The 23339-nt window shown below is 41.3% G+C and carries 15 protein-coding genes and 1 CRISPR repeat array; of the genes, 6 read left to right on the top strand and 9 right to left on the bottom strand.

Annotated elements, in window-relative coordinates:
- Positions 1–1128: 1128 nt before the first annotated feature.
- A complete protein-coding gene (gene hetF / locus V7K79_RS02370; RefSeq protein ID WP_335044340.1) occupies positions 1129–3723 on the top strand; it encodes a cell division protein HetF in 2595 nt (864 codons plus the stop codon).
- Between the two features lie 87 nt (positions 3724–3810).
- Positions 3811–5144: a CRISPR direct-repeat array (repeat unit 37 nt; unit sequence GTTTCAATCCCTAATAGGGATTTTGAAAAATTGCAAT).
- Positions 5145–5543: 399 nt separating this feature from the next.
- Here the strand turns inward: hetF and V7K79_RS02365 are convergent.
- On the bottom strand, positions 5544–5861 hold the full coding sequence (locus tag V7K79_RS02365) for a hypothetical protein (RefSeq protein WP_335044339.1): 318 nt from the start codon (positions 5859–5861) through the stop codon (positions 5544–5546).
- A gap of 210 nt (positions 5862–6071) precedes the next feature.
- Entirely contained in the window at positions 6072–6908 is an 837-nt protein-coding gene (locus V7K79_RS02360) for a prephenate/arogenate dehydrogenase (RefSeq protein ID WP_335044349.1), read from the bottom strand.
- Between the two features lie 70 nt (positions 6909–6978).
- Between V7K79_RS02360 and V7K79_RS02355 the strand changes: the two genes are divergently transcribed.
- The 3 genes from V7K79_RS02355 to V7K79_RS02345 all read left to right on the top strand — a co-directional run bounded on the left by V7K79_RS02355 (position 6979) and on the right by V7K79_RS02345 (position 10270).
- On the top strand, positions 6979–8541 hold the full coding sequence (locus V7K79_RS02355; protein ID WP_335044347.1) for a pentapeptide repeat-containing protein: 1563 nt from the start codon (positions 6979–6981) through the stop codon (positions 8539–8541).
- 180 nt (positions 8542–8721) lie between these two features.
- On the top strand, positions 8722–9315 hold the full coding sequence (locus V7K79_RS02350) for a DUF1517 domain-containing protein (protein WP_335044337.1): 594 nt from the start codon (positions 8722–8724) through the stop codon (positions 9313–9315).
- A gap of 70 nt (positions 9316–9385) precedes the next feature.
- Entirely contained in the window at positions 9386–10270 is an 885-nt protein-coding gene (locus V7K79_RS02345) for a hypothetical protein (protein ID WP_335044336.1), read from the top strand.
- 684 nt (positions 10271–10954) lie between these two features.
- Here V7K79_RS02345 and V7K79_RS02340 read toward each other — a convergent pair.
- A complete protein-coding gene (locus V7K79_RS02340) occupies positions 10955–11728 on the bottom strand; it encodes a hypothetical protein (RefSeq protein WP_335044334.1) in 774 nt (257 codons plus the stop codon).
- 348 nt (positions 11729–12076) lie between these two features.
- Between V7K79_RS02340 and V7K79_RS02335 the strand changes: the two genes are divergently transcribed.
- Entirely contained in the window at positions 12077–12766 is a 690-nt protein-coding gene (locus V7K79_RS02335) for a hypothetical protein (RefSeq protein WP_335044332.1), read from the top strand.
- A gap of 10 nt (positions 12767–12776) precedes the next feature.
- Here the strand turns inward: V7K79_RS02335 and V7K79_RS02330 are convergent, their stop codons facing one another.
- Complete coding sequence (locus V7K79_RS02330; protein ID WP_335044346.1) at positions 12777–13184, bottom strand: hypothetical protein; 408 nt, start codon at positions 13182–13184, stop codon at positions 12777–12779.
- Positions 13185–13251: 67 nt separating this feature from the next.
- Here V7K79_RS02330 and V7K79_RS02325 point away from each other — a divergent pair, with 67 nt between their 5' ends.
- The gene (locus V7K79_RS02325; protein WP_335044330.1) at positions 13252–13917 is read left to right on the top strand and encodes an O-methyltransferase; all 666 of its coding nucleotides are present in this window, start codon (positions 13252–13254) and stop codon (positions 13915–13917) included.
- A gap of 58 nt (positions 13918–13975) precedes the next feature.
- On the opposite strand, the gene V7K79_RS02320 is transcribed toward V7K79_RS02325, so the two are convergent.
- From V7K79_RS02320 to V7K79_RS02300, 5 genes are all read right to left on the bottom strand, one after another.
- Entirely contained in the window at positions 13976–15724 is a 1749-nt protein-coding gene (locus V7K79_RS02320; RefSeq protein ID WP_335044328.1) for a fasciclin domain-containing protein, read from the bottom strand.
- Positions 15725–16460: 736 nt separating this feature from the next.
- A complete protein-coding gene (locus V7K79_RS02315; protein WP_335044326.1) occupies positions 16461–16928 on the bottom strand; it encodes a GNAT family N-acetyltransferase in 468 nt (155 codons plus the stop codon).
- A gap of 41 nt (positions 16929–16969) precedes the next feature.
- Complete coding sequence (locus tag V7K79_RS02310; protein ID WP_335044324.1) at positions 16970–18655, bottom strand: M14 family metallopeptidase; 1686 nt, start codon at positions 18653–18655, stop codon at positions 16970–16972.
- Positions 18656–18991: 336 nt separating this feature from the next.
- The gene (locus tag V7K79_RS02305) at positions 18992–19147 is read right to left on the bottom strand and encodes a hypothetical protein (RefSeq protein WP_335044322.1); all 156 of its coding nucleotides are present in this window, start codon (positions 19145–19147) and stop codon (positions 18992–18994) included.
- 192 nt (positions 19148–19339) lie between these two features.
- Complete coding sequence (locus V7K79_RS02300) at positions 19340–23269, bottom strand: CHAT domain-containing protein (RefSeq protein WP_335044320.1); 3930 nt, start codon at positions 23267–23269, stop codon at positions 19340–19342.
- Positions 23270–23339: the final 70 nt, after the last annotated feature.

Here is a 23339-nt window from a genome sequence, read left to right as displayed (position 1 = left end):
CAGGGTGCATCTACCAATAATCTTTTCTAAAATAAATGGGTCGCTACCGGATAAATTAGCATTCCTTAGCAGAGGTTGAAGTTGTTAGTGTTTGTCGATCGAAGAAAAACCTCAGAGGAGTTAGTTATCAGGACAGAACTACCAATTAAACACTCGGTGCGCTGCTTGACAAAATGGGTGTATCAGAGTTAATCAATAGCACTCAATTTTCATAAAAAACCCCCAGTGGGCGTTAGCCAACCAGGGGAGTGAGTTATCAGGGTGCATCTACCAATAATCTTTTCTAAAATAAATGGGTCGCTACCGGATAAATTAGCATTCCTTAGCAGAGGTTGAAGTTGTTAGTGTTTGTTGATCGAAGAAAAACCTCAGAGGAGTTAGTTATCAGGACAGAGCTACCAATTAAGCGCTCGGTGTGCTGCTTAACAAAATGGGTGTATCAGGGTTAATCAATAGCACTCAATTTTCATAAAAAACCCCCAGTGGGCGTTAGCCAACCAGGGGAGCTAGTTATCAGGGTGCATCTACCACTTAAATGTTCTCGGTTTAACCATTATGTTCCGGATAAATTTATTAAAAAATTGATTGTTGTCGTGTGTCAAAAAAAACAAAAGTGGATATTATAGCAAAGTGCTGTTAGCGGATAGCTAAGGTTTAGCCCCTGCTGTTAGCGTCAGAGGGGCGTTTAGCCCGTACTGAGTATAAATCCAGCTGCTTAGTGGCTTTGAGCAATTAACATTGTCCTAACCTATGTGAGTACGGCTATAACTCAATTAGGAGAGTTAAAGATCGAGGGACATCCATCTATTAATCAAGTATTCTAGGATTAAGCACTATTTTCTGGGAGAGAATATCTGCGTCAGAAGTTGCTATTGTTTGCCAAAAATAAAAAAACCCCCAGTGGGTGTTAGCCAACTAGGGGAGTTGAAGATCAAGGTGCATCTACCAATTAAGTGTTCTAGACCCAAGTAATCCGATCCGGATAAAGTTGTAGAGGTAGAAAAACCAAAATGACACCGAATCAGAAACATTCAGGGGCGTGATGCATCTAGATTATCAGAGGAAGCGAAAAATCGACTTGAAACTTTCGCGTTTCAAACCAGATTTAGGAGGCGGACAGGAGAAGTTGTGACCCAGGAATTCCACATTTCCGTAACCCCAGTAGGGCAAAATGACTACTTGGTGCGGACGGAACAAGTCGCGCCTGGGGTACCATTGGCAGAAGAATTGGTGACTTGGCCTATAGCTGATTGGTTAATGGCTGCTGGGCATTTGATGAATGACCCGTTGAATTCGGTGTTGCAAGGAGATCCATTTACCTCTGGCGGGCATGAAAGCGATATCGCCAGAAACTCTGTGAATTTAGTGGCATTGGGTCAACAATTTTATAATGCCCTATTTCAAGGCACTCTCAGAGATAGTTGGATTACTGCCCAAGGTATTGCCCAGAACCATCAACAAGTACTACGGTTACGCTTGGGGCTAAAAGACACTAGGTTAGCTCGTTTGCCTTGGGAAGTAATGCACGCAGGCGATCGCCCTCTGGCTACTGGGCCTTATGTAGCTTTTTCCCGTTTCCAAAGTGGAATTTCGGGGGCTTCTCCTTTGCGATCCCTGCGGGGGGCTACGCCTACGCAAAATATGCCCACACCACTAGAACAAGGTGGTGTCAAAGTCTTGATGGTAATTGCTTCTCCCTCAGATCAAGTCCGTCTTGACTTACAGAAACAGGAAGCGATTAAACTGCAAGCGGAACTTCACCGTCAAATGTCACGACCTGGTGAAGGTCGCAATCGTTTCCCAGAAATTGAACTGACTGTATTAGATCAACCAGGACGGGAAGAACTGACGCAAGCCCTAGAACAAGGCAGATACCACGTTCTCCACTACTCTGGTCATAGTAATTTAGGCGCAAATGGCGGAGAAATTTATCTTGTTAGTCGTAGAACTGGCTTAACGGAAATCTTGACTGGGGACGATTTGGCAGGTTTGCTCGTCAACAATAATATCCAAATGGCAGTATTTAATTCCTGCTTGGGGGCATACACAGCAGCGTCCAATGCCTCTGGAGATACTGGCGAACGAAACTTAGCGGAAAGTCTGGTGAAGCGCGGAATTAGAAGCGTTTTGGCGATGTCAGAACGGATTCCTGATGAAGTGGCGTTGACGCTTACACAATTGTTTTACCGCAACTTGAGTCAGGGATATCCAGTAGATTTGTGTGTGAGTCGGGTGCGCCAAGGATTAATTTCTGCCTATGGTTCTCTCCAGATGTACTGGGCATTACCGATTTTATATCTCCAGCCAGAATTTGACGGTTTTTTAAGTCAGGAAACTGAGATATCCGCAAGTACGGAGTCGCTAAATCAGTATAGTTCGCCTTTAGGGGCAACTTCTACGATGTACCTTGGTATGCCTGATGATAGCGAGATACCTTTAGGAATGGAAGACATGATTCCTTCTGGTTTGACGCGGGACTCTTCTGGGTTGGACTGGCTAGGTGAAGATACTTGGGGCGATCTGGTTGATGAAATTGAGTATGATGACCCAAGCTATGAAGAAGATTCTGCGATCGTTTCGGATTTGTTTCGTCAGCTAGATAACCAAAAAGCTGCAACTGAACCAGATCGACAAATTAGTGAGAATAGTCTTTACCAAAGCCAGATTTCAGAGGAAATGACTTCCTCAGAAGAGTCAGCAGACTTATGGGGAGAAGTTCCGCCACCACCACCTGCAACTCCTGGGAACCTTGAAGAAAATTGGCAAAATTCTAATTTTTCGCGTAGCCATAGCTCGCCACAGCGAAAAGTCGGAGCGGAGGAAACCTCCGCTCTGAACTTTTCAAGACAAGCATCGCAACCACCCGCACTAAGAAATCGTACCCATCGCCGTCAGCTGTGGCCAATTGTGGGTGTTGTCGGGATCAGTACGTTAGCAGCTGCGATCGGTTTAAATTGGTGGTGGCAAAATCGACCCCAAGTACTGCCTAAAATACCAGAAATTTCTAGTCAGTCTCTACCTGATTCTCGACCGATTCAAAAGCAGGCAAACATCGATTTAGATATAGCAGCGACTGGAATTGTCACCGCTACTGCTACGGAAAAATTGAGCCAGGGTGACTTACAAGGTGGGTTATTGGCTGTAGAAGAACTACTCAATCGCGGCGCATTAGCTGCGGCTGAAACTTCTTTAAAACTAATTCCCAGTAAACAAGCTGACGATCCATCTGTGAATTTTTACAAAGGAAGATTGGCGTGGCAGTCTATCCAAACTGGAGACAATAACTATAGTGTCGATGATGCCCGTCGTTATTGGGAAACTGCTGCCAAAGCTAAACCCGAATCGCTTTTGTATAATAACGCTTTGGGGTTTGCCTACTACACAGAAGGCAATTTGAATCGAGCAAATGATTCTTGGTTCAAGGCTTTGAATTTAGCTCTCAAAGAACAGAATACAAACTCAACATCGACAAAGACGGTAGTGCCTCAAGATGCTTTAACTTCCTATGCTGGTTTAGCTTTAGGATTGTATAAATCTGCACTTAGTCAATCTAATGGCAAGCAAACACAGTATCTGAATGAAGCGATGAAGTTGCGGCAAACGGTTCTCAATTCCGATCCAGAAAATTTTCAGGTAGATAAATTAGCTAAAAATTGGCTGTGGACGGAAAAGGCGATCGCAGATTGGCGATCGCTCCTTCAAAAAAAAGGTGAACAACAGTAATATATTGTGGTGAAGCGATCGCTTTTAATTAGTAAATGTTAAGCGTGATCGCTCTGTTGATTCAGGCTGCCATAAGTTTTATGTATTGTTTCAATCCCTAATAGGGATTTTGAAAAATTGCAATTTAATAACTTCATAGCTACTAGGCGTTAGCCTTTGTTTCAATCCCTAATAGGGATTTTGAAAAATTGCAATGTTTAAATTAACTTGGTATACATTCGTAGCGTGGTTTCAATCCCTAATATGGATTTTGAAGAATTGCAATAATTTTGATTTGAATCCTGTTAGAAGGAAATATCGAGTTTCAATCCCTAATAGGGATTTTGAAAAATTGCAATATTAGATAGTGGGAGTAATCCTACCAAAATTCACGTTTCAATCCCTAATAGGGATTTTGAAAAATTGCAATATAATTTATCACATTATGGTATTGTAATTTCTTATGGTTTCAATCCCTAATAGGGATTTTGAAAAATTGCAATTCATCTCCTGCTATTCCCTTAAGGTATCGATTACTGTTTCAATCCCTAATAGGGATTTTGAAAAATTGCAATAAAAAGTATAAATGCTAACAGCAATCGACCAACTGTTTCAATCCCTAATAGGGATTTTGAAAAATTGCAATTTTTGCTAGCGATCGCCCAGGTCAAAAATTTATCAGTTTCAATCCCTAATAGGGATTTTGAAAAATTGCAATTTCACCAATACGGGTATCGTGGATGCCAATTTCCTTGTTTCAATCCCTAATAGGGATTTTGAAAAATTGCAATCTTAATTCCGCCAACTACCGTCACCTCCGTCATTCATGTTTCAATCCCTAATAGGGATTTTGAAAAATTGCAATGATTACAAGCTGAAGCTGATGCTAAGGCCGCACAAGTTTCAATCCCTAATAGGGATTTTGAAAAATTGCAATTACGCCGCCTATGACTGTTTTCTCTTGATATTCCCAAGTTTCAATCCCTAATAGGGATTTTGAAAAATTGCAATTGGTGTGTCCCCATAGCGACAAGCGGATTTCTTTGTTTCAATCCCTAATAGGGATTTTGAAAAATTGCAATCTTCGTATCGCTCAGGATTATTCTGAGCTAAACGGTGTTTCAATCCCTAATAGGGATTTTGAAAAATTGCAATGTGTTGATTTGCAAGCTTGAGTGAGCATATCTAGTTTCAATCCCTAATAGGGATTTTGAAAAATTGCAATTTACCTCCTATGCGACAGCATTTTTGATTAAGTGTTTCAATCCCTAATAGGGATTTTGAAAAATTGCAATTCAAGCTTATTATTGGTCTTTTCGTACCAGTGACCCCGTTTCAATCCCTAATAGGGATTTTGAAAAATTGCAATGTTGGGATAAAAAATAACTCTATTGCCGTACTTTTTGTTTCAATCCCTAATAGGGATTTTGAAAAATTGCAATCGCGGAAGCCGGAAAGCCAAGCTATATTGAGTTTTCAAGGTGCGGTTGCGCGATTCTGGAGCAATCATAGCATTAGAGAATTCCTTTGGGAAGAGTGTCGGGAAAAATTAAAGACTGACACCCTAGTTGTTGTGAGCATTTCAGAGATTGCGCGGATGATAATTGGGTGATGAGTGGGGTGAAATGCTTGCTGATATTGAAATAAAAGCACTTTTTTGTAGCTGTAGAATTTGTACACCTACCCATTCGCGCATTTGACATACAAGAACTCTGTGAAAGATGCGATCGCTAAAAATAACCTAATGGTGATGGGGGGCGCGATCGCTGCCTTCAATGCCAGAAATCTCAGTCTTTTTATGCTTATAGCCTCCCACATCACACATAACAACACTTGTAATGTTAATCTTGAGACTCCTCAGAGATAGATTCTGATTCTGTTTCAAGTTCTTCTGTTTTAACTTTGATGGCTGGAGGTTTAACGGGTTTTGGGCCACGCGCTAGTGCCGGATTTCCCGGTGGCCTGCTTTCATCTCTAGATGATGATGCTTTTTTTCCTTTGTCAGACGAGCGTTGGCGCAGCCCGCCTTCGGCATCGCGGCTTGGTTTTGAGCTTTTGGGGTTGGATTCAATCGGGGTTACAGAATCCGAATTTTCGGAATTGCTGTCAGTGTTTGGTTGAGACTGACGTTCCGATTTCTTGATTGGACGTTCTACCATTGTTGATTTTTGTAAATTTATCTGTATGGTACATCGGTTTGGTGACTATCAAACTGTTGAGTAGCATTTTTAAAGATTTTATTGTTAAAATTCCTGAGTAGCTGTGGAGAGTTGTTTTGAGAAAAAAGCAGCCAACAAACTTTATTAATTAATTTACTAAATTAATTAATGGGTACGTTATCCATAACTAAACGCACCCGACGAAAACTATTAAACAAAATCAGGTCGTGCCTGTTGCCTTGATTTGAACTTTTCTTCTAAAACTGGCCAATTTTCTTGCTCAATTAAGTTAGTCAACTCATCAAGGTTTTGACGATATTGTTGCAGCGATCGCAGCAATGCTTGACGATTATACCGCGCCATCATTACGCCCAACTCTGGATTCCCACCACCCACACGACTAGTATCCCGAAAACCCGAACTGGCTAACTTTTGGGCTAATTGTAAAACATCGGGGTCAGTTTCGCTCAAACAAGCAGCAATCAACGAGGAACTGACCATTACAGGTAAATGAGAAATCCAACTTACAGCGCGGTCATGTTGCTCTGGTTGACAAAAATAAATATTAGCTCCTAGCGATCGCACAATTTCTTCCACAACTGTAATTGCTGTAGTTTGTGTTGTCGTTATCGGTGTTAGGACATAAGGTTTATCAACAAATAAATTGCGCTGTGCAGCTTCTATCCCACTATCTGTTCTTCCCGCCATTGGATGACCGCCAATAAAATTATCCCAAAGGGGAATAATATCCTTGACTATCTGTGCTTTCGCCGAACCCACATCAGTCACGACTGTAGCGGTAGGCAAATGAGCGACTAACTGCTCAAATTGGGGCACAATAAGGGCTAGAGGTGTACAAATAAATACAACTTCTGCGGCTGCTAACAAGCTCAGATCGACTGATGCTTGATCAACACTGCCAAGGGTAACTGCCTTTTGACAGGTTGCTTCACGACGACTAACTCCTAAGATATGATGTCCTTGCGATCGCAAATCAAAACCCAAAGATCCGCCTATCAGTCCCAATCCTAAAATTCCAATATTCATTTTTGATTTTGACATTCCGTTTTTTATGACTTTACCAACTATTAAAGTTGGCATCCAAGGGGTAGCATCGATGACTGTAGACGAATTACTGGAACAATATGCAGCAGGAATCTTAAACTTCAATGGTGTTGACCTTCCAGAAGCCAATCTGAGTGGGGTCAAACTCAGTGGCGTGAATCTGAGCGACGCTAATTTGAGTATAGTCAACCTGAGTGGCGCGAATTTGAGTGAAGCAAACTTGAGCAATGCCAAGCTGAATGTAGCCAGACTGAGTGGCGCAAATCTATGCAGCGCCATCCTCAACAACGCCAGTTTCAACGTTGCTAATTTGATTCGAGCGGATCTGAGTCGCGCTCAACTCAGAGGGGCTTCATTAATCCGCGCCGAGTTAATTCGCGCTGACCTCAGTCGTGCTGACTTGTTCGAGGCTGACCTCACCAGTGCTGATTTGCGAGAAGCGACACTCCGCCAAGCGAATCTCCGTCACGCTAACTTGAGTCAGACTATCTTAAAAGGTGCTTCCTTAACCGGAGCCAACTTGGAGATGGCTAACTTAAATGCCAGTGACCTGAGTCGTTCTGACTTGAGTGGTGCAAATTTGCGAGATGCCGAACTCAGACAAGCCAATCTCAGCCATGCTAACTTGAGCGGGGCAGATTTGAGTGGTGCAAATCTCCGGTGGGCAGATTTGAGTGGTGCAAATCTCCGGTGGGCAGATTTGAGCGGTGCAAAATTGAGCGGGGCTGATTTAATTGGCGCAGATTTAAGCAATGCCAATTTAACAAATACAAGTTTAGTCCACGCTAATTTAACTCAGGCAAAATTAATTAGAGCAGAATGGATCGGTGCTGACTTAACAGGAGCAACTTTAACGGGAGCAAAGCTTTATGCCACTTCCAGGTTTGGTTTAAAAACCGAAGGCATGGTTTGTGAATGGGTCGATCTTAGCCCAGCCGGCGATCGCTCCATTGTCCAAAACTTCCATTCTCAAGAATCACGAGATTTTTTTAACGAAACACCGCCAACAATTCGGATTATTATTGATGCAGCATTAGAACACGAAGCTAATTTTGCGATCGCTGGCGCTTACTATCAAATCGCTCAAGAATATAGAGGGCTGAAACAACCTCCAAGTATCGAAAGTGGTCGTCGTCGGACTATTTTCACTTTTCATGTAGATAGCGACGAAGCATTATTTCCTACAGCTTACATTGTCATTCTTCCGTTTCTAGATGCGGCATCTACTCAAAAAAATATTTCTAGTATAGTGGAAATGATTAACAGTGAAGTTGTGGCAAACCAAAACTTAAAATCGCCTCAGATAGTAAAACAATTAAACACTCTTTTTGAACAAGCTATGAATCAGGCTACATCAATTAAACAGATGAAAAAAAATATCGAAGTAGCCGCAAAATTAAATTTTTGTAAAGCCCCAGCCCAAATAGTTTTAACGAATTCCAGTGCCCACACTTTGATTGTTTATGACCATCCCAACTTTGGAAAAAGATTTATTAATCGCTCTGCTCTTAATGCTTCAGCTTATGATATTTCCAGTGATTCAACAAAAAATATATTACCTTCATTAGATATTATTATAGATTTTGTGAAAGGATTTCATTATCTTAATCTTTAGTTATGGGGCATTGGGCATTGAACTAATGACAAAGCGCAAAGTCTGAGCGGAGGTTTCCTCCGTTGGCGCAGCCCGCCGCAGCGAAAAGTCAGAGCGGAGGTTTGCTGCGATCTGAACTTTTCAAGACAGGCATCAGAACTTTGTAAAAGAGGACAAAAAACAAAAATTTTGGAGGAAAAAATGAGCAATATTTTTAATAAAATGATCGGTCGAACTCGCTATGTCGTGTTTCGCCTATTTCTGCACTTAGGGGGAGGTGAAGTAGCGCCAATTTTGGGAGTGTTAAATAGTGCTGGACGGGATGCGATCGATGCCGATGGCGATTTAGAAGTTTTAGGAGAAGGATTGGTAGAAATTAGCCAAACCCTGCTGCAATATGATGAATACTGGCTTTCTGCTGCCAACGAAGGTGACGTATTTTGGAATGAAGGTGAAGCAGGAGATTATGTGAACGAATTGTTTACTGACTCTGCCGAAAGATATCTCAGCGAACCAGATTACGCTTCCAAGTCTGAATCGAATGAACCTTTATCCATACCTGTAACTCGTAACGTGATTGTGATGATTACAGTAGCTTCTGAAGGAGAAGTACCAGATTTGGAAATTGATCTTTCTAACGTTCAGGCGCTCAAGTTAGGATTGAAAGCATTGATAAATTTACATTATAAACATAGATTAAAGGCAATCCAAGTACATTTCTCCCCAGCACAGTTAGGTGATGAACTAACTAGCGATCAACTGCTGCAATATTACCCAGAATTGATTCCTTTGTAATATGTTGGGTAGTCCGTACTTACTACTCGTATCGATAAATTGTTAAGCTCAGAGATAGGACAATAATCCAATGATCATGACCATAGTACGTAAATTTACAGCCGTTTTTTTAGCTCTGAGTTTGTGTCTCACAACTGTTGCTTGTGGTGGTGGAAGCCAAACTAATTCTTCAGCTAAGAACGTTAGCCAAACCTCTGCTAACACTAAATTAAGTGATGGTGAGTATCAAATACAACAAGCTACTTATGACGATGCAAGTGGTGAGTACAACCTGTTTTTACTAAACAATAAGCCCCCAACCTTTGCAACCGAAAATTTGCAAATGGCACGGTTGACTGATGATGAAATCAAGCAGGGTAAAAAAACCTATCTGAAGGTAGATAAAGGACAACCGATTTTATATCTGACGGAAGACTTTAAACTTGAGTATGTCCACAATGTTACCGAGAATAGAACTAATCCCCAAACAGGACAACAAGAGACGGTTGTAGTCCGTCAACAAAATAGCTTCTGGGCACCATTTGCTGGGTCTGTGGCTGGTAGCTTGGCGGGACAGGCAATTGGTAGTATGTTGTTTAGACCGCAGTATTATGTACCCCCTGCTTATTATCCAGGACAAGGATTAAGTGGCTTTGGTGGATATGGCACAAGCTATGGCCAAGCAGTTCAACACTACCAAACTCGCTACAATACGCCACCCGCAGCCGTGACAAATCGCACTGCCTTCCGCAATACAGGGACAATTAGAAGGTCATATCCGGGAAATTCAAATATACGCAATACACCGCGTAGCACTACAGGTAATAACCGTCCTTCTGGTTCTGGTTTTGGTGGTAGTACCTTGCAACCTTCTGGTAGAGCCACTTCACCCCGACGCAATTCTGGTAGTAGTTTTGGTAGTGGGCGTAGTTCAGCACCCCGCCGCTCAACTGGTTTTGGCAGCAGACGCCGTTAATAAATTTCAAGTTTAATAAAAGACTGCCTAACAAGTAAAGGTAGTTGTACACAAAGAAGCCGGAGGGTAATAAGTCAAACCTCCGGCTTCTCTTTAATATCTATGCAATTGGTGAGGAGGAATTATTAATTATTCGGTTAAATAATATGAAATACTAAATACAAATATTGCTAAGAGAACAGGAATCATTTTACTAAAGTCTATTCGCTTTTGTTGAACCATTTCTAAACAAGACATCGGAATCATTAAAGGCCAGAAGATAGTTGTCACCACAAACATTATAAACGATAAAAATTTATCTTCTGGATTGGAAGCAGGATGTTGTAGGGAAAATATTAACCAATTAGTTAAAAAATAGCACGTCATTAATAAGTAACCAATAGTTAAAGTCAGTTTTATCTGATTCACTGTGAGTACTCCTGAAGTTATGTCAGCATTACTATAGCCTTTCCTGTTCTAGTGAGGTAAATTTTATGATTGTAGGGTTTAGTTAACCCTTTTTTAATAAATTTTTTAAATTTTGGATGATGAATATTCACTATCACGATCCAAAATTTAAAATTCGGTCAGTTATAGCAGAAGGCAGGAGGCAGAGGGCAGGAGGTAAAACTGTTGCTAACTCTCTTCTTTCACCCCATCCTTATGTCCTAACTTGTGTGACTGACGGCTATATTAAAGCAATAATTAAGCGGTTTTAAAAAATCGAATAATTTCGCGGACATGATCGAGAAATTGCCCGTCAGTGGAAAGTTGTGCGATCGCATTTCTGGCTTCTCTCCCCAAACGCTCATGTTCCGTTTGATTTGTCGCTCGTAATTCTTCTAAATTAGCGGCAATTCGAGCTAAATCTCTGCGAGTTTCTTCGGCAAAACGTTGTTGAGTTGCAGATAAGGAATAGGGTTGTTCAGGATTAAGCTGATCTTCCAATGACTGGATTTTTTGTTCCAATATAGAGAAGCGATCGCGCAGTTCAAAAATATCTTCGCGCGGATACTTCCATTCTTGGCGAATCATCGCCAACCGTGCATATAAATACTCATAAGCGCGAATCGCCGGACGCAGAATTGTTAATAATAAAGCTGCACCAGAACTTATATATCCCACCGTACTAATACCAGTGGCAGCAAGAGTATAAAGACCAACGGCAGAGAACAAGTGTAAACCAATGGCAACCCAAAGCGATCGCTTTGCCAACACTGTGACATACTTCACTTGTTTCTCATCAACTGGAATGCCTTTTTCAGTTGATTGTGCTGCTTCTGCTAAAACTTCTTTGGCTTGAAAATGCACATTCCACGGTACAGTGACAATTACCAACAGCCACCAAAAACTAGCACCACCAATCACCCAATCAAGAAAGTTACCAGCAGGGATGTGCAACCATTGCAGTAGTCCAAAAGCCGCTAGTACCACAACCACAATTCCAGCAATAGAACTGATGAAAAAGTTAATATACATTTTGCCCTGTCTCCGGTGAAACTATACCTCGATCATGACTGTGCCCTAGCACTTATACGTAAATGCGTGTGATGGTTTTTTGAGTAGCACATATTCCACTGTACGTCATTCAAAAAATTTCAATTCATCAAGCAAAACTTAGACAAAAACTACTATCCAGTTTTCTTACCAATTGTCAACTAGCTATTGGTAGATTGACAATTTTATTTTTTATAAGATAGTTTAACGGCTAACTATTTAAATATACTCACAAATAAAATAAAAATTAAACAGTAAGATTCCTGAGTTATCACTTGATAGCTCACTTTCTGTCTAACTCCAGTAATTAACAATTTCTAATAAATCCCTATGTCAATCTTTTTTTTAAATCAAAAAATTCCTAAATTATTCATCAAATTATCAGTTGTAACAGCTAAAACTGCCTTCAGCTTAATACTATTATTCAAAATTGATTCTGCTCAAGCCTTTGCAGCTAAATTCAACATTGACCCCAGTGCAAGTTTTATTTCTTCATATACATTTAGTCCTGATAGCGTACCTTTTTCTCTAACAGACTTGGGAATTAATTCAGGGGACACAATTAAACTGGAACGGTTTGGCAGTTTTTCACCCTTTGGTGATCCGACTAACGAATACTTTGGTGCAATGTGGGCTACTTTCAGCACTGACAATAGATTGCTACCAAGCACCGGAGAGTATGATGGCGCAACGACTGACAGAGTTCCTGGTGCTATTAATCCAATTCTTCCCAACGGTTGTCTTCCATTGCAGTGTTTAGACAATAGTATTTTTTACATCTCACGTGTAGATTTTAATGGTGCTATTGTACAAGTTCCCATTGATGCAAAATTTATATTTATTGGTGCTGCCGACAGTTCATTTGTTGATAATGTAGACTCGAATAAGGACTTTGCTGTAGGTATTAATTCTGTATCTAAGAAGAGTGTTCCTGAACCCAGTTTTATGTCCGGTTTATTGGCATTTGGTATTTACGCTACTGGTTTGCAATTCTTACGCAACCGGAAAAAAGCACTTTGAGGACACAGTTTTACTCAACTAAATAACTACGCCAAGTTGGTTGAGTATTTTTACTATCCTTTTCCGGAATTAGCGATCGCCAAGTTTTGCCTTCTTGCTGAATTTGCAAGTAAACGTCAAAGGGTTGTTTTGGTTGCGTCAAGCGCCGTTTTGGTAGCTTGAGAATCAAATCGTAGGTTCCCCGAACGTGGAAAGCTGGTAAATTTTCAATCGTCAGGGGTTGTTCTTGGGTAATTGATAGCCGCTTGATTTCAAATCCTTGAAAATCTAAATCCAACTGTTGACTAAGTTTTTGTTGAGTTTGTTCTAGCCCAAGTGCGATCGCTTTTTGCACTAAATCGCTAGTCGGTAGCAGTCCAATACTGCCACAAGCTGTTATTAGTACCAGCAATATTACTGTTAAAACTAACCGCACCATGTTATTCCTGAGATTCCACTTATCAGCGATAGTATAACTGTAGTTTCTCTCAATTCTCTCATCTACCATGTCAAAACAGTCTATAGGTCTTGATAACCAACTCTACAATTATCTTTTATCCGTTTCGCTACGGGAACCAGAGGTTCTTGGGAGGTTACGTCAAGAAACTGCCAATCATCCCCGGGGTGGAATGCAGATTTCACCAGAACAAGGGCAATTTATGAGGCTTCTGGTGCAGTTGATTGCAGCGAAGAAAACTCTAGAAGTTGGAGTGTTTACGGGTTATAGCTCACTTTCTGTAGCTTTGGCACTGCCGGCTGATGGCAAGATTATCGCTTGTGATGTGAGTGAAGAATTTACTGCGATCGCTCGGCGGTATTGGCTAGAAGCTGGAGTTGCCGATAAAATCGATCTCCGATTAGCACCAGCTTTGGAAACTTTAGATCGGCTATTGGCAACCGGACAAGCCGAAACTTTTGATTTTGCCTTTATTGATGCTGATAAAGAAAATTATCATGGATATTATGAGCGATCGCTGCAATTAGTGCGTCCAGGTGGATTGATTGCGATTGATAATGTTTTATGGTCTGGACAAGTAGCTGATGAGCAAAATCAAGATGAAAGCACCCAAGCAATCCGGGCGCTCAATGAGAAGTTACATCATGACGAACGCATTACCCTCTCTCTTCTCCCCATCGGCGATGGACTTACTTTAGCAATCAAGCGACCTTAATACAGCAAGAGCGCACAATTAGCTGTGCGCCCTTACTACCTATTCTACTTCTATTTACTTAGAAGTTATAGCCAATTCCTAACTGTAGCCCGACATCAGTATCATCCACAAAAGCAGCATTTACACCACCTGTTAGCGTCAGTTTAGAACCGATAGGAAGGTCTACACCACCTGTTAACAGTAATCCAATATCAGTATCGGCATTAGCTTCAATTGCTATACCAGCACCGATGTAAGGAGATATAGCAAAGCTTCTTTCACCCACTGAACCTCCTCTGCGGGGAGAAAAATCTAAAGTCACCGGAACTAGAAATACTGTATCGTCCCCGAAGATTACCGATGGTCGCACTGATATATTGTTTGTCAGACCAAGTTTGCTGATCACAGTAAAGTTCGTGTCACTCAAAGCTGTATCATCGCCACTCAAACCAATGTTACCACCAACTCCGATATAGCTTCTACCACCACGAGTACTTCTACCTATGTTAACATCAGGTGTGTTACTTCCTGTTGGTGGCTGATTTAACTTACTGATATTAACATCAGGCGGAATTAGGACTTGGTTAATTGCATGGATAATACCGTTGCTAGCTTTCACGTCTGCCTGGAGAACTCTAGCATCATTTACCGAGACTTGACTGTTTGCGGAATCGATTTTAACGTTTACAGGTCTTCCTTCATCGGTGTTCAATTTTCCAGACGGGAGTTGACTAGCAGTTAATGCACCTGGAACCACATGATATCTCAAAATCTTAATTAATGCTTCTCTATTCTCTGGTTGCTCTAACTGTTGTAAGGTAGTAGCAGGTAAAGCAGCAAATGCGTCATTGGTGGGAGCGAAGACTGTATAAGGGCCTGGCTGTTGAAGAGTATCTGCTAGACCGGCTGTCTTTAATAAAGAAGTCAGAGTTGTAAAAGAACTACTGGATGCAGCCAGAGAAACAATATCAGTAGCAACAGGAGTTCCAGCTACAACGTATTGACTAGCTGGAAAATTACTAGCAATAGGTTGTGCCCGTCCCTGTTTAACTAAAGCTTGATACAAAAGTGCTGCTGCTTCCGCACGAGTCAAAGACTGTTGCGGATTGAGTTGTTTTACATCCGGGTAGTTGACAACAAGATTACCTACAGTCGCTGCTGCTACACTGCCAACAGCATATTCTGGGATAGCTGAGGCATCGTTATAGAAATTAGTGAGAGTACTTGTATCGCCACCAGTTAAACTTAAGCCACTACTTAAAGCAACGATTCCCTGCACTCTAGGAATTTCTTGATTTGGTCTAAACACATTCCCAGGATAGCCTGCCAAAAATCCAGTTTCATACGCGCTTTGAATTGCAGCAGCTGCCCAGTAGTTAGCAGGAACATCACTAAAACCACCTGTACTTAATTGCCGAACTCGGTTTTGATTACCGAAAGCTTTTTGAATCAAGGCAGCAAATTCAGCACGAGTCACAGGCTGATTTGGTCTATAAGTGCCATCAGGAAAGCCACTAATCACGTTATTCTCAGCTAGGGCTTGAATGAAGGGACGCGCCCAATAATCTGAGGAAACATCAGACAGGTTAACTGTTGAAGTAGGCGATGGTGTTGCAGGTGTTGGTGTTACAGGTGATGGTGTTACAGGTGATGGTGTTACAGGTGATGGTGTGTCAGATGATGGTGTGTCAGATGATGGTGTCGTAGATGGAACAGGAGTCTGAGATGAAGCTGGGGTAGAAGTTACGATGGGGGTTATTATAGCAGCTGTCATTCCCAGAACTAGCAAAGCAACCTTTGTTGATGACCAACGAGACAAACTAGACATGGAAATATCCTCTTTTCAATTTTTTGGGTTGACTATTGGAAAATACTGGATGCAAGGTTAAGTGAATACAAATATCTAGATGATTATTTGGTTCGCCTCGACATGAAAACCAGAAATGAAACTTGTTAGCTCTGGAAAATTAAAAAACTGGACGCTATGAGTAGCTGCTTTGATATCTCATAACGTTTATCCTCATGTGCACCACACATAGTATCGAATTCCTATTTTTTTTAAGAACCGCAGAGCATACTAATAATAAGCATGACTCCTGTGGTAATAATATGTTGCAACAATAAAGAGAATTAATGCAAGTAGGCGATTTTATTCAGTTCTAAAATTGCAGTCAAGCAGTAAAATAATTGGCCTTTAATAGCCGTCTCTTTATAATTACCGAGGAGGGTTAATGCCGTCAAATTTAATGTATCATAATCTTTAGCAATATTTAAGAAATAAAATCAAGATTGGCGATATGGTGTATTGTTAATCTTTTATTGAAATTATACAACTAACTCAGGACTGGATTTTGAAGAAAAACTTTCACTCTTTAGATAGTTGTCGTTGATGCTAAATTTTCAAATACTAAACTGGAAATTAGCGATCGCAATCAAAAATTTCGAGCCTAATTGCGCCAAGATTTTTGCCTAAGAATTATTTTTTTCCAAAAGACAATTTTATGAAAATGAACCCAAAGATAAACTAGGGTTTTTGGAAGATGTCTAATCAGTATTAATCTTGCTTACAATTCTTCTGGAGGTAAGGCAACAAATCCGATTTTTAGTCCACGTTTAAACCCTGCATTTTCATAGAAGTTCAACGTCTCTTCGCGTTTTGAGCCACTCAGAAGCATCACTTTATAGCAATGTTGCTGCCATGCTAAAGCTAAGGCATAATGTAGCACCTGCGTACCCAATCCCTGTTGTCGATAATCGGGATGGGTGACAACATTTTCAATAATGCCAGATGGACGTGCGCCACGCGTCAAGTTGGGAACAATGATTAAATTACATGTTGCTACTAACCGGTTATCAACATCAGCCACAATGTAATATAAACGGGGATCGCGTAAAATTCCATCCCCGATGGATTGTAAAATATCATCAGGCGGTAAAGCTGCATCGACGGGATTTAGGTAGTGATATAAAGCCAAAAGTTGGGGAAGTTCGTCGCGTGTAATTAGGCGAACGGTAATTATTGGTTTCGACAAAGCTGTATTAAAGTAATTTTTGACAATTTAAAATATCAAAATTATGGAAATGTCAATTCAGTGCGAACAACTCCAGCGCGTTCATGACGGGCTAGCAGTTTAACTGTACTACCTTGAGGCACACGCACCACCCATTCCACCTTTGCCCGATCCTTGGTAGGATCGCTGTGCCGTCTAATGGGAGTTGAAGGCTTATAGGCTCGTCCTTCTAATTGACCTAACTCTTCACGGGGCTTACCCGTTACTAAAGTTCCCCCAGGAGGTAGTTCAATTTCACAGATACAGCCCCGCACCAGCTTTTTTTCTAAGGCTTTTTGGGTGACGTTGGTGGGCAACCAGCCTGTATTATGCACAACCAATTGCACTCGATAAGTATCATCACCCAAGTTGTAAACACTAGCTTCGTAAATTTCTAAACGAGGAGATATTAAGAGATGCCAAACTAGCCATTCTGGAAAGAGGGCTATTTCTTTCTCCAGAAACTCAGGGGGTGGATTTGTCCAAGCGTACATGGTATCCCAGCCGCCTAGTTCAATCTGACCGAGTTGGGGATGCTCGAAGGGATACCAATCTACATAACCCTTACCTACAAGCTTTTCATCGTTCCAACGCAGCAACTTCAGGTCATCTTCTACAGAGTGTTCTCGCTGCCAATCGATGTATTTATAATCATTAATTCCAGCTTGGCGCTGCGGACTCCAGACTTCTACTGTCCAGGCAAATAGACCTTGGTATTCATAAACCCAATCATCGAATGTACCTGTAATTACATCTTTGGGGTCATAGCGAAAATCATGAAAGGCGGAGATCGCTGGATACTGAGTAAGTTCAGTACCTTTTGCACCAATACGTTGATAGGTGCGGAGGTCATTGACCGGGAATTCATCATCGCTCAGGTGGGTGTAGGGACGGATGAGAACACCGCTAAAGGTATGAAAGGCGATCGCTCCTGTAATATTAGGATGTGTAGTGATAAACTGAACTAGCGATCGCACTTCTGTTTCAGATGTAGGATAGGGGCCAGCCCCCGATTGCTCAGATTCTTGCCGCCACAAAAATGGAAAATTTCGGTTTAAATCTAGCCCTTCTTTAGAACGCTGAATTTTAATCTCAACTCCGTCATAATTTTCTATCTTTCCTTCCGGTAGTACGCGATAATACTGACCACCTATTTCTGTTGGTTCGCGTCGCACCAGCAGGCGAGGTTCGGTAGGACAGACTTTCCAAGCCCCATTAGCATCGGGGATTCGCATTAGTAAAATCCGACCATCGCCATCGATATCTTCCATCACTAAGCCATCGTTGCCTTCGTCATCATGGGGATAAGGACGAGTACCAGAGCGAATAAATTTTGGTTTGTCAGCCAATGCCAACTCAGCACCATCAGGATTCACACGGGGACAAATGTAGAAGGTGCGGGTATCTAAACAACGGGTAATTTCTGAGTGAGTACCGTAAGCTGTAACTAATGTTTGCAAGAGATATAGACAAACACTTGATGGTGCGAGTTCAGTGGCGTGAATATTGCCATCAACCCAGAGGGCAGGTTTTTCTTGATGTGCGCCAGTGGCAAAGTTAGTTACTGTCAATAGCCAGATGTCACGTCCTTCGTAACTCTTGCCAATGCTTTCTATGCGTACTAGTTGGGGAAATTTCTTTGTATAACTGTGTAGAATGCGTGTTAAGTCTTCATAACGATAGTATTTATCAAACCGAACATCTGGCATAATAAACCCCTCAGTACGAATTATTCTAAACCTATTGCCGTTTCAATTCTTGTATCAATAGCTGACAACGCTTACTAAGCTAAACCACATCTAGTTTACATAATCTGAAATTGTACATTTCTTGTGGGGTGGGCGTCTCGCCCGCCCAATATATGCAAGGTTATTTGTGGAACAGCTTAGCTTCTCTAGCTTATTCTCGATCCGTCAAACACACTTCAGTTGCTTTTTGACTAAATTTTACAGCTTGACTACTGAGTTCTTTAATTCGAGTTTTTAATTCTTCAATTGTTTTCATTTCTACTTTAATTCTGAGATAATGATTTCTAAGTTTTCGACTTATTCACAAAGTCTATCTGCTCGACTAGCCAACAAACTAGCATCGTCAAAATCATTGTTCTCTATTGCTCTATCATGAGCTTGATATAACTCTTCAACGACTTTGTGTAGTTCTGTGTAAGCTTTAAGTAGTACACTCCTGGTTTCTGATTTCATATTTATTTTTAATCTTCACTCCCACCAGAAACTTTAATACCACAGTAAATTCATACAAATTTTCTAATTAGACTATTTTAGTGAGATTATTGAAATTTTAGATAAGTGAAGCAAAAACAAGTATCAGACTAATTTAATCACTGGAATAGAATGTCCAGAATCAAAAATTACTTGTGACTAAGTTTCAAAGGATTAATTCGGCTTACCCGTAATAGTGAATGCTGCCCAGTAATAAGGATGGTTATAAATATTTTTTTCTGATGCCATTTTACTATTTCTATATAGTTGTGTCGCTAAATAAGTTTGAATTATTACTTCTTCAGGATGCAGATTATTCAAAACATCTTCATACCATTTTGTCAGTTCTCCAGCAGTTAATTCTTTCAGCCATCGTGTTGCTTCAGCTAAAGCAGTAATTGCTGATTTATTTGGCTGTAATCGTCGATAAAACTCGATCATCACCAAGGCACTAGCTGAAGATTCTACACTCCAAAGAGTACTTACTACATGAGGAACACCCTGACTTACAAAACCAGTAACTAAACTCACATATTCGCTGCTGATAGTGTAGTTACTAGCACTGAAATTTTCACAAGCAGAGAGAGTAATAAGGTTGTAACTATCTAAATTTTGTTGGCAGATTTCATCTAGAGTAAGTCTGTCTTCACCCGCTAATGCTAATTCTGATTTTTTCGGTTCAGCTAAATTATTAGTAACATGACCCGTAAAATGCAAAATATTATAATTATCAGATAAGGCATTTTCAACAATACTTTTTGTAGCTTCTGCTCCCGGAATTTGTTGGATATTATTGAACATCTGACTAACAATTTCAGACTCCAGTTTGGCAAATTCCAGTGGGGTATAACTTGTACTTTCCGGATGTTCAACACTAAGCAATAACTTATTTTGCCACTGCCAAATATCCTCAGTTATGATTGATAAACCTATTTGGGCACTAGGTAGATAGGTAACGCTGAAATTTGATTCCACATTCGGTAACTCTTCTTGGGATGAAGAAGAAAGATGGAAAAGTGTATGAATGGGCAATCGGTACAAGTCACGGTGAGGAATTAAAACTAGTTGGGTGATGCCTTCGAGTTCCTGTGCAATTGTGGAAATATTCAGAATCCTATATAGTTGCAACAGTTTCTCTTCCATATCAACTCGCCAAGAATGTTGACTTTTGCTTTCTTTGTCTTGGGTTGTGCTGCGATATTCTTGGTATTGTTGATGCCAATCTTCTAGCCAAGTTTCAAATTCAATTAGGCGTTGCACTGCTTCAGGTAGGGGCAATTCATTCAGACGGATAGCGTCTTCTCCTAAAGGTATTGCCCCAGCATCTTGCATGGGTGTAAACAGGAGAATTGGTGATGGTGCTTGGTCTTTGAGAATGAAAGTTTGTAGGGCAACTGGACTAATATGCCAGTAAATAATTGCTGTTGTGGGATTGAATAGTTGTTGAATTGCGCCATAATAAGGCGAGTATATATGATCATTCCAACCAGAAAGCAGCCAATTTAAACAAGCATTTTTACCTTGTTCGGCAATTTCCCAAGCTTCTACTAAATCACCCGACTCCACAGCTAAATCAACTGCTAATTGATTGAAGCCGGCAAATTTTATAGCTAGCTGTTTTTTACTTTCGTCTGAGCGAGTTTCTTCACTCAGTAATTGTCGCAATAAATCTGTCCCACGTTGTAGCAATTCTTGAACTTGTGTGGTTTGTCCCAAACCCATCAACACTTTGCTCAGAGATTGCAAAACCTCTAAGTGCAACTGAGGAAAATATTCTAGTGTCAAGGTTAACAGCGCTTGATGGTACTCAGATGCAGCTTTGCGCCAATAATCGCGGGGATTGGTATGTTTTTTGCCTTGCTCGTAGTAAGTATTAGCGATCGCAAAATGCAATCTCCCCCAACCTTCTGGATGGGTGTCTGTCCGCAGATGCTTTAACCCTTCTTCGTAGCTGGCTAATTTTCCTTCGTAGCCGCCCTGTTGTAAGGTGGGATTTATCGCTATCAGACTACTCGACAAATTGAGCAATGTCTCAGAATCTACTAAATTAACGATCGCAGTTCCCCGACCAATCCAAGCTTCCCAATAATCTTGTTTAATTTGCAAAGCGTGATCATAACAGGCGATCGCTTCGGCAAATTGTTCTAAATAAAATAGTGCTAATGCCTGATTATACCAAGCTAAGTGGAAGTCGGGTTTTATGGCGATCGCTTGGCGATAGGAGGCGATCGCTTCTTGTCTACGTCCTAAATTGTCTAACGCTATACCCCGATTGTACCAAGCTAAGTAGAAGTCGGTTTGAACTGACAGGGCTTTATCCCAGGAGGCGATCGCTTCTGACCACCTGCCTAAATTAAACAGCACTACACCCCGATCTATCCAAACTTCGTGATAATCTGGGTCAATTTCTACAGCTCTGTCATAAGATATAATCGCCTCGGCAAATTGTTCGCTAACAGCTAGAGCAATGCCTCGGTGATACCAGTTTTCCTGGTCTTCTGGTTCGAGTTGCAGCGCTTGGTCATAACTGGCAATAGCTTCTGGTAGCCAACCCAATTTCAGCAATGCCAAACCCTTGCTAGACCACGCTTCTTGATAGTCTGGCTTGATTTCTATGGCTTTGTCAAAAGAAGCGATCGCTTCTTCAAAATATCCTAATTCTCCGAGAGTTCCACCCCGGTTGTACCAAGCTTTGTAGTAGTCGGGTTTCAGTTCTGTGGCTGTTTGGTAAGAGGCGATCGCTTCTTCAAAACGTTCTAAATGGAACAGCGTTAAGCCTCGATTAAACCAATATTCTGCAAATTCGGGTTGCAGTTCAATCGCTTGGTCATAAGATGCGATCGCCCCTAACAAATCACCTGTTTTCGCTTGGCTTAGACCTTGGTAAAACCACCCTTGAGCGTGGGTAATCGGATTATCGCTATTTCGCTCAACAATATTAGAGGAATTACTGCTTTGACCTGCCAAATCCGAAGCAAGTTGCTGCACTAAATTGGTACTTTGATCCAATTTCACCCACAACTCATCTAAGGTATTAGCCACATTCGGCTCTAAATTCGTCAAAGTGTTATCCCAGGTTTCCACCGAGCCAGACGTTGCTAATTCAGTTTTTTGTCTAGTGGAAAGGAGATTTGCTGGTGTTGTAATTTGAACAACTTCTTCATCGTCAAACCTCAATTGGGCTAACGAGGTAATTGAATCTTCCGGTGCGGGCAGAGGAATATTTTCTGGTATTGTGGTTTGGGCGTCTTCTCTTTCATACTCCCATACCAGTTCCTCGAAGTTTTCGGCCAATCTTTCCTCAAAAGAGGCATTTTGGGGGGCTGATGTGATTGGTTCAACATCTGGCTGATCATACTCCCATAATTGCTCACCTAAATTGCGGATTAGCTCTTGTCCGGGGGAAGTTGGGAGAATTTCTTCATCGGTTGTAGTTTCTACCACATTTTGCTCATCGTACTCCCATAACTGCTCGCCAAAATCGCGGATCAGTTCTTGCCCTGGAGTAGTTTCTACCACATTTTGCTCATCGTACTCCCATAACTGTTCGCCAAAATCGCGGATCAGTTCTTGCCCTGGAGTAGTTTTTATTACATCTGGCTCATCGTACTCCCATAACTGTTCGCCAAAATCGCGGATCGGTTCTTGCCCAGGAGTACTTTCTCCGTCATCTTGTGCCTGATTGTCCTGATATTCTATCTCTGTAGGTAAGTTTTGCATTAGCCGAATGCCAATGTCATAAGCAACTTCTCCAATTCTGCCAACACCAAGTTCCCCCAATTGCACCATCTGTGTTGCTAAAAGAGGATTCGGTGTAGGTGAAGCTAGCAAGCTTTCGCCAAACATCACCAACCAATCTATCCAGCGTTCAGCCGGAACGCGATTTTCGATTCGTTGCAGATACCTCAATGCCCACTGTCGTCCTCGTGCTTGATGCACGCCTTCTAACAATTGGATAAACAATTGTTCCAGATCCGCATTGGTTAGTTCTGGTGGTATCTCCACCAGATTGCGTCCTCTCGCACCCTTGAGAGAACTATTCTGTTTACTTGCAATCAGGCGCGTTAAAAACCTTTTAAGCGACTGCGATATCCGCCTGAGCATCTGCCACACTCTTGGATTTTGTTTTTCTAGATTGTAGCCATCGTTGTGTTAAAAAAATCATCAATTACGT

The organism is Nostoc sp., assembly GCF_036917575.1.
GTDB lineage: Bacteria > Cyanobacteriota > Cyanobacteriia > Cyanobacteriales > Nostocaceae > Nostoc.
This window is presented reverse-complemented; position numbering and strand designations above follow the sequence as displayed.

What these genes read in the sequence shown, in the direction of transcription:
- V7K79_RS02365 (WP_335044339.1), bottom strand. Translation starts at nt 5,861, where the DNA reads ATGGTAGAACGTCCAATCAAGAAATCGGAACGTCAGTCTCAACCAAAC.
- V7K79_RS02360 (WP_335044349.1), bottom strand. Translation starts at nt 6,908, where the DNA reads ATGAATATTGGAATTTTAGGATTGGGACTGATAGGCGGATCTTTGGGT.
- V7K79_RS02355 (WP_335044347.1), top strand. Translation starts at nt 6,979, where the DNA reads ATGACTGTAGACGAATTACTGGAACAATATGCAGCAGGAATCTTAAAC.
- V7K79_RS02350 (WP_335044337.1), top strand. Translation starts at nt 8,722, where the DNA reads ATGAGCAATATTTTTAATAAAATGATCGGTCGAACTCGCTATGTCGTG.
- V7K79_RS02345 (WP_335044336.1), top strand. Translation starts at nt 9,386, where the DNA reads ATGATCATGACCATAGTACGTAAATTTACAGCCGTTTTTTTAGCTCTG.
- V7K79_RS02340 (WP_335044334.1), bottom strand. Translation starts at nt 11,728, where the DNA reads ATGTATATTAACTTTTTCATCAGTTCTATTGCTGGAATTGTGGTTGTG.
- V7K79_RS02335 (WP_335044332.1), top strand. Translation starts at nt 12,077, where the DNA reads ATGTCAATCTTTTTTTTAAATCAAAAAATTCCTAAATTATTCATCAAA.
- V7K79_RS02330 (WP_335044346.1), bottom strand. Translation starts at nt 13,184, where the DNA reads ATGGTGCGGTTAGTTTTAACAGTAATATTGCTGGTACTAATAACAGCT.
- V7K79_RS02325 (WP_335044330.1), top strand. Translation starts at nt 13,252, where the DNA reads ATGTCAAAACAGTCTATAGGTCTTGATAACCAACTCTACAATTATCTT.
- V7K79_RS02320 (WP_335044328.1), bottom strand. Translation starts at nt 15,724, where the DNA reads ATGTCTAGTTTGTCTCGTTGGTCATCAACAAAGGTTGCTTTGCTAGTT.
- V7K79_RS02310 (WP_335044324.1), bottom strand. Translation starts at nt 18,655, where the DNA reads ATGCCAGATGTTCGGTTTGATAAATACTATCGTTATGAAGACTTAACA.
- V7K79_RS02305 (WP_335044322.1), bottom strand. Translation starts at nt 19,147, where the DNA reads ATGAAATCAGAAACCAGGAGTGTACTACTTAAAGCTTACACAGAACTA.
- V7K79_RS02300 (WP_335044320.1), bottom strand. Translation starts at nt 23,269, where the DNA reads ATGCTCAGGCGGATATCGCAGTCGCTTAAAAGGTTTTTAACGCGCCTG.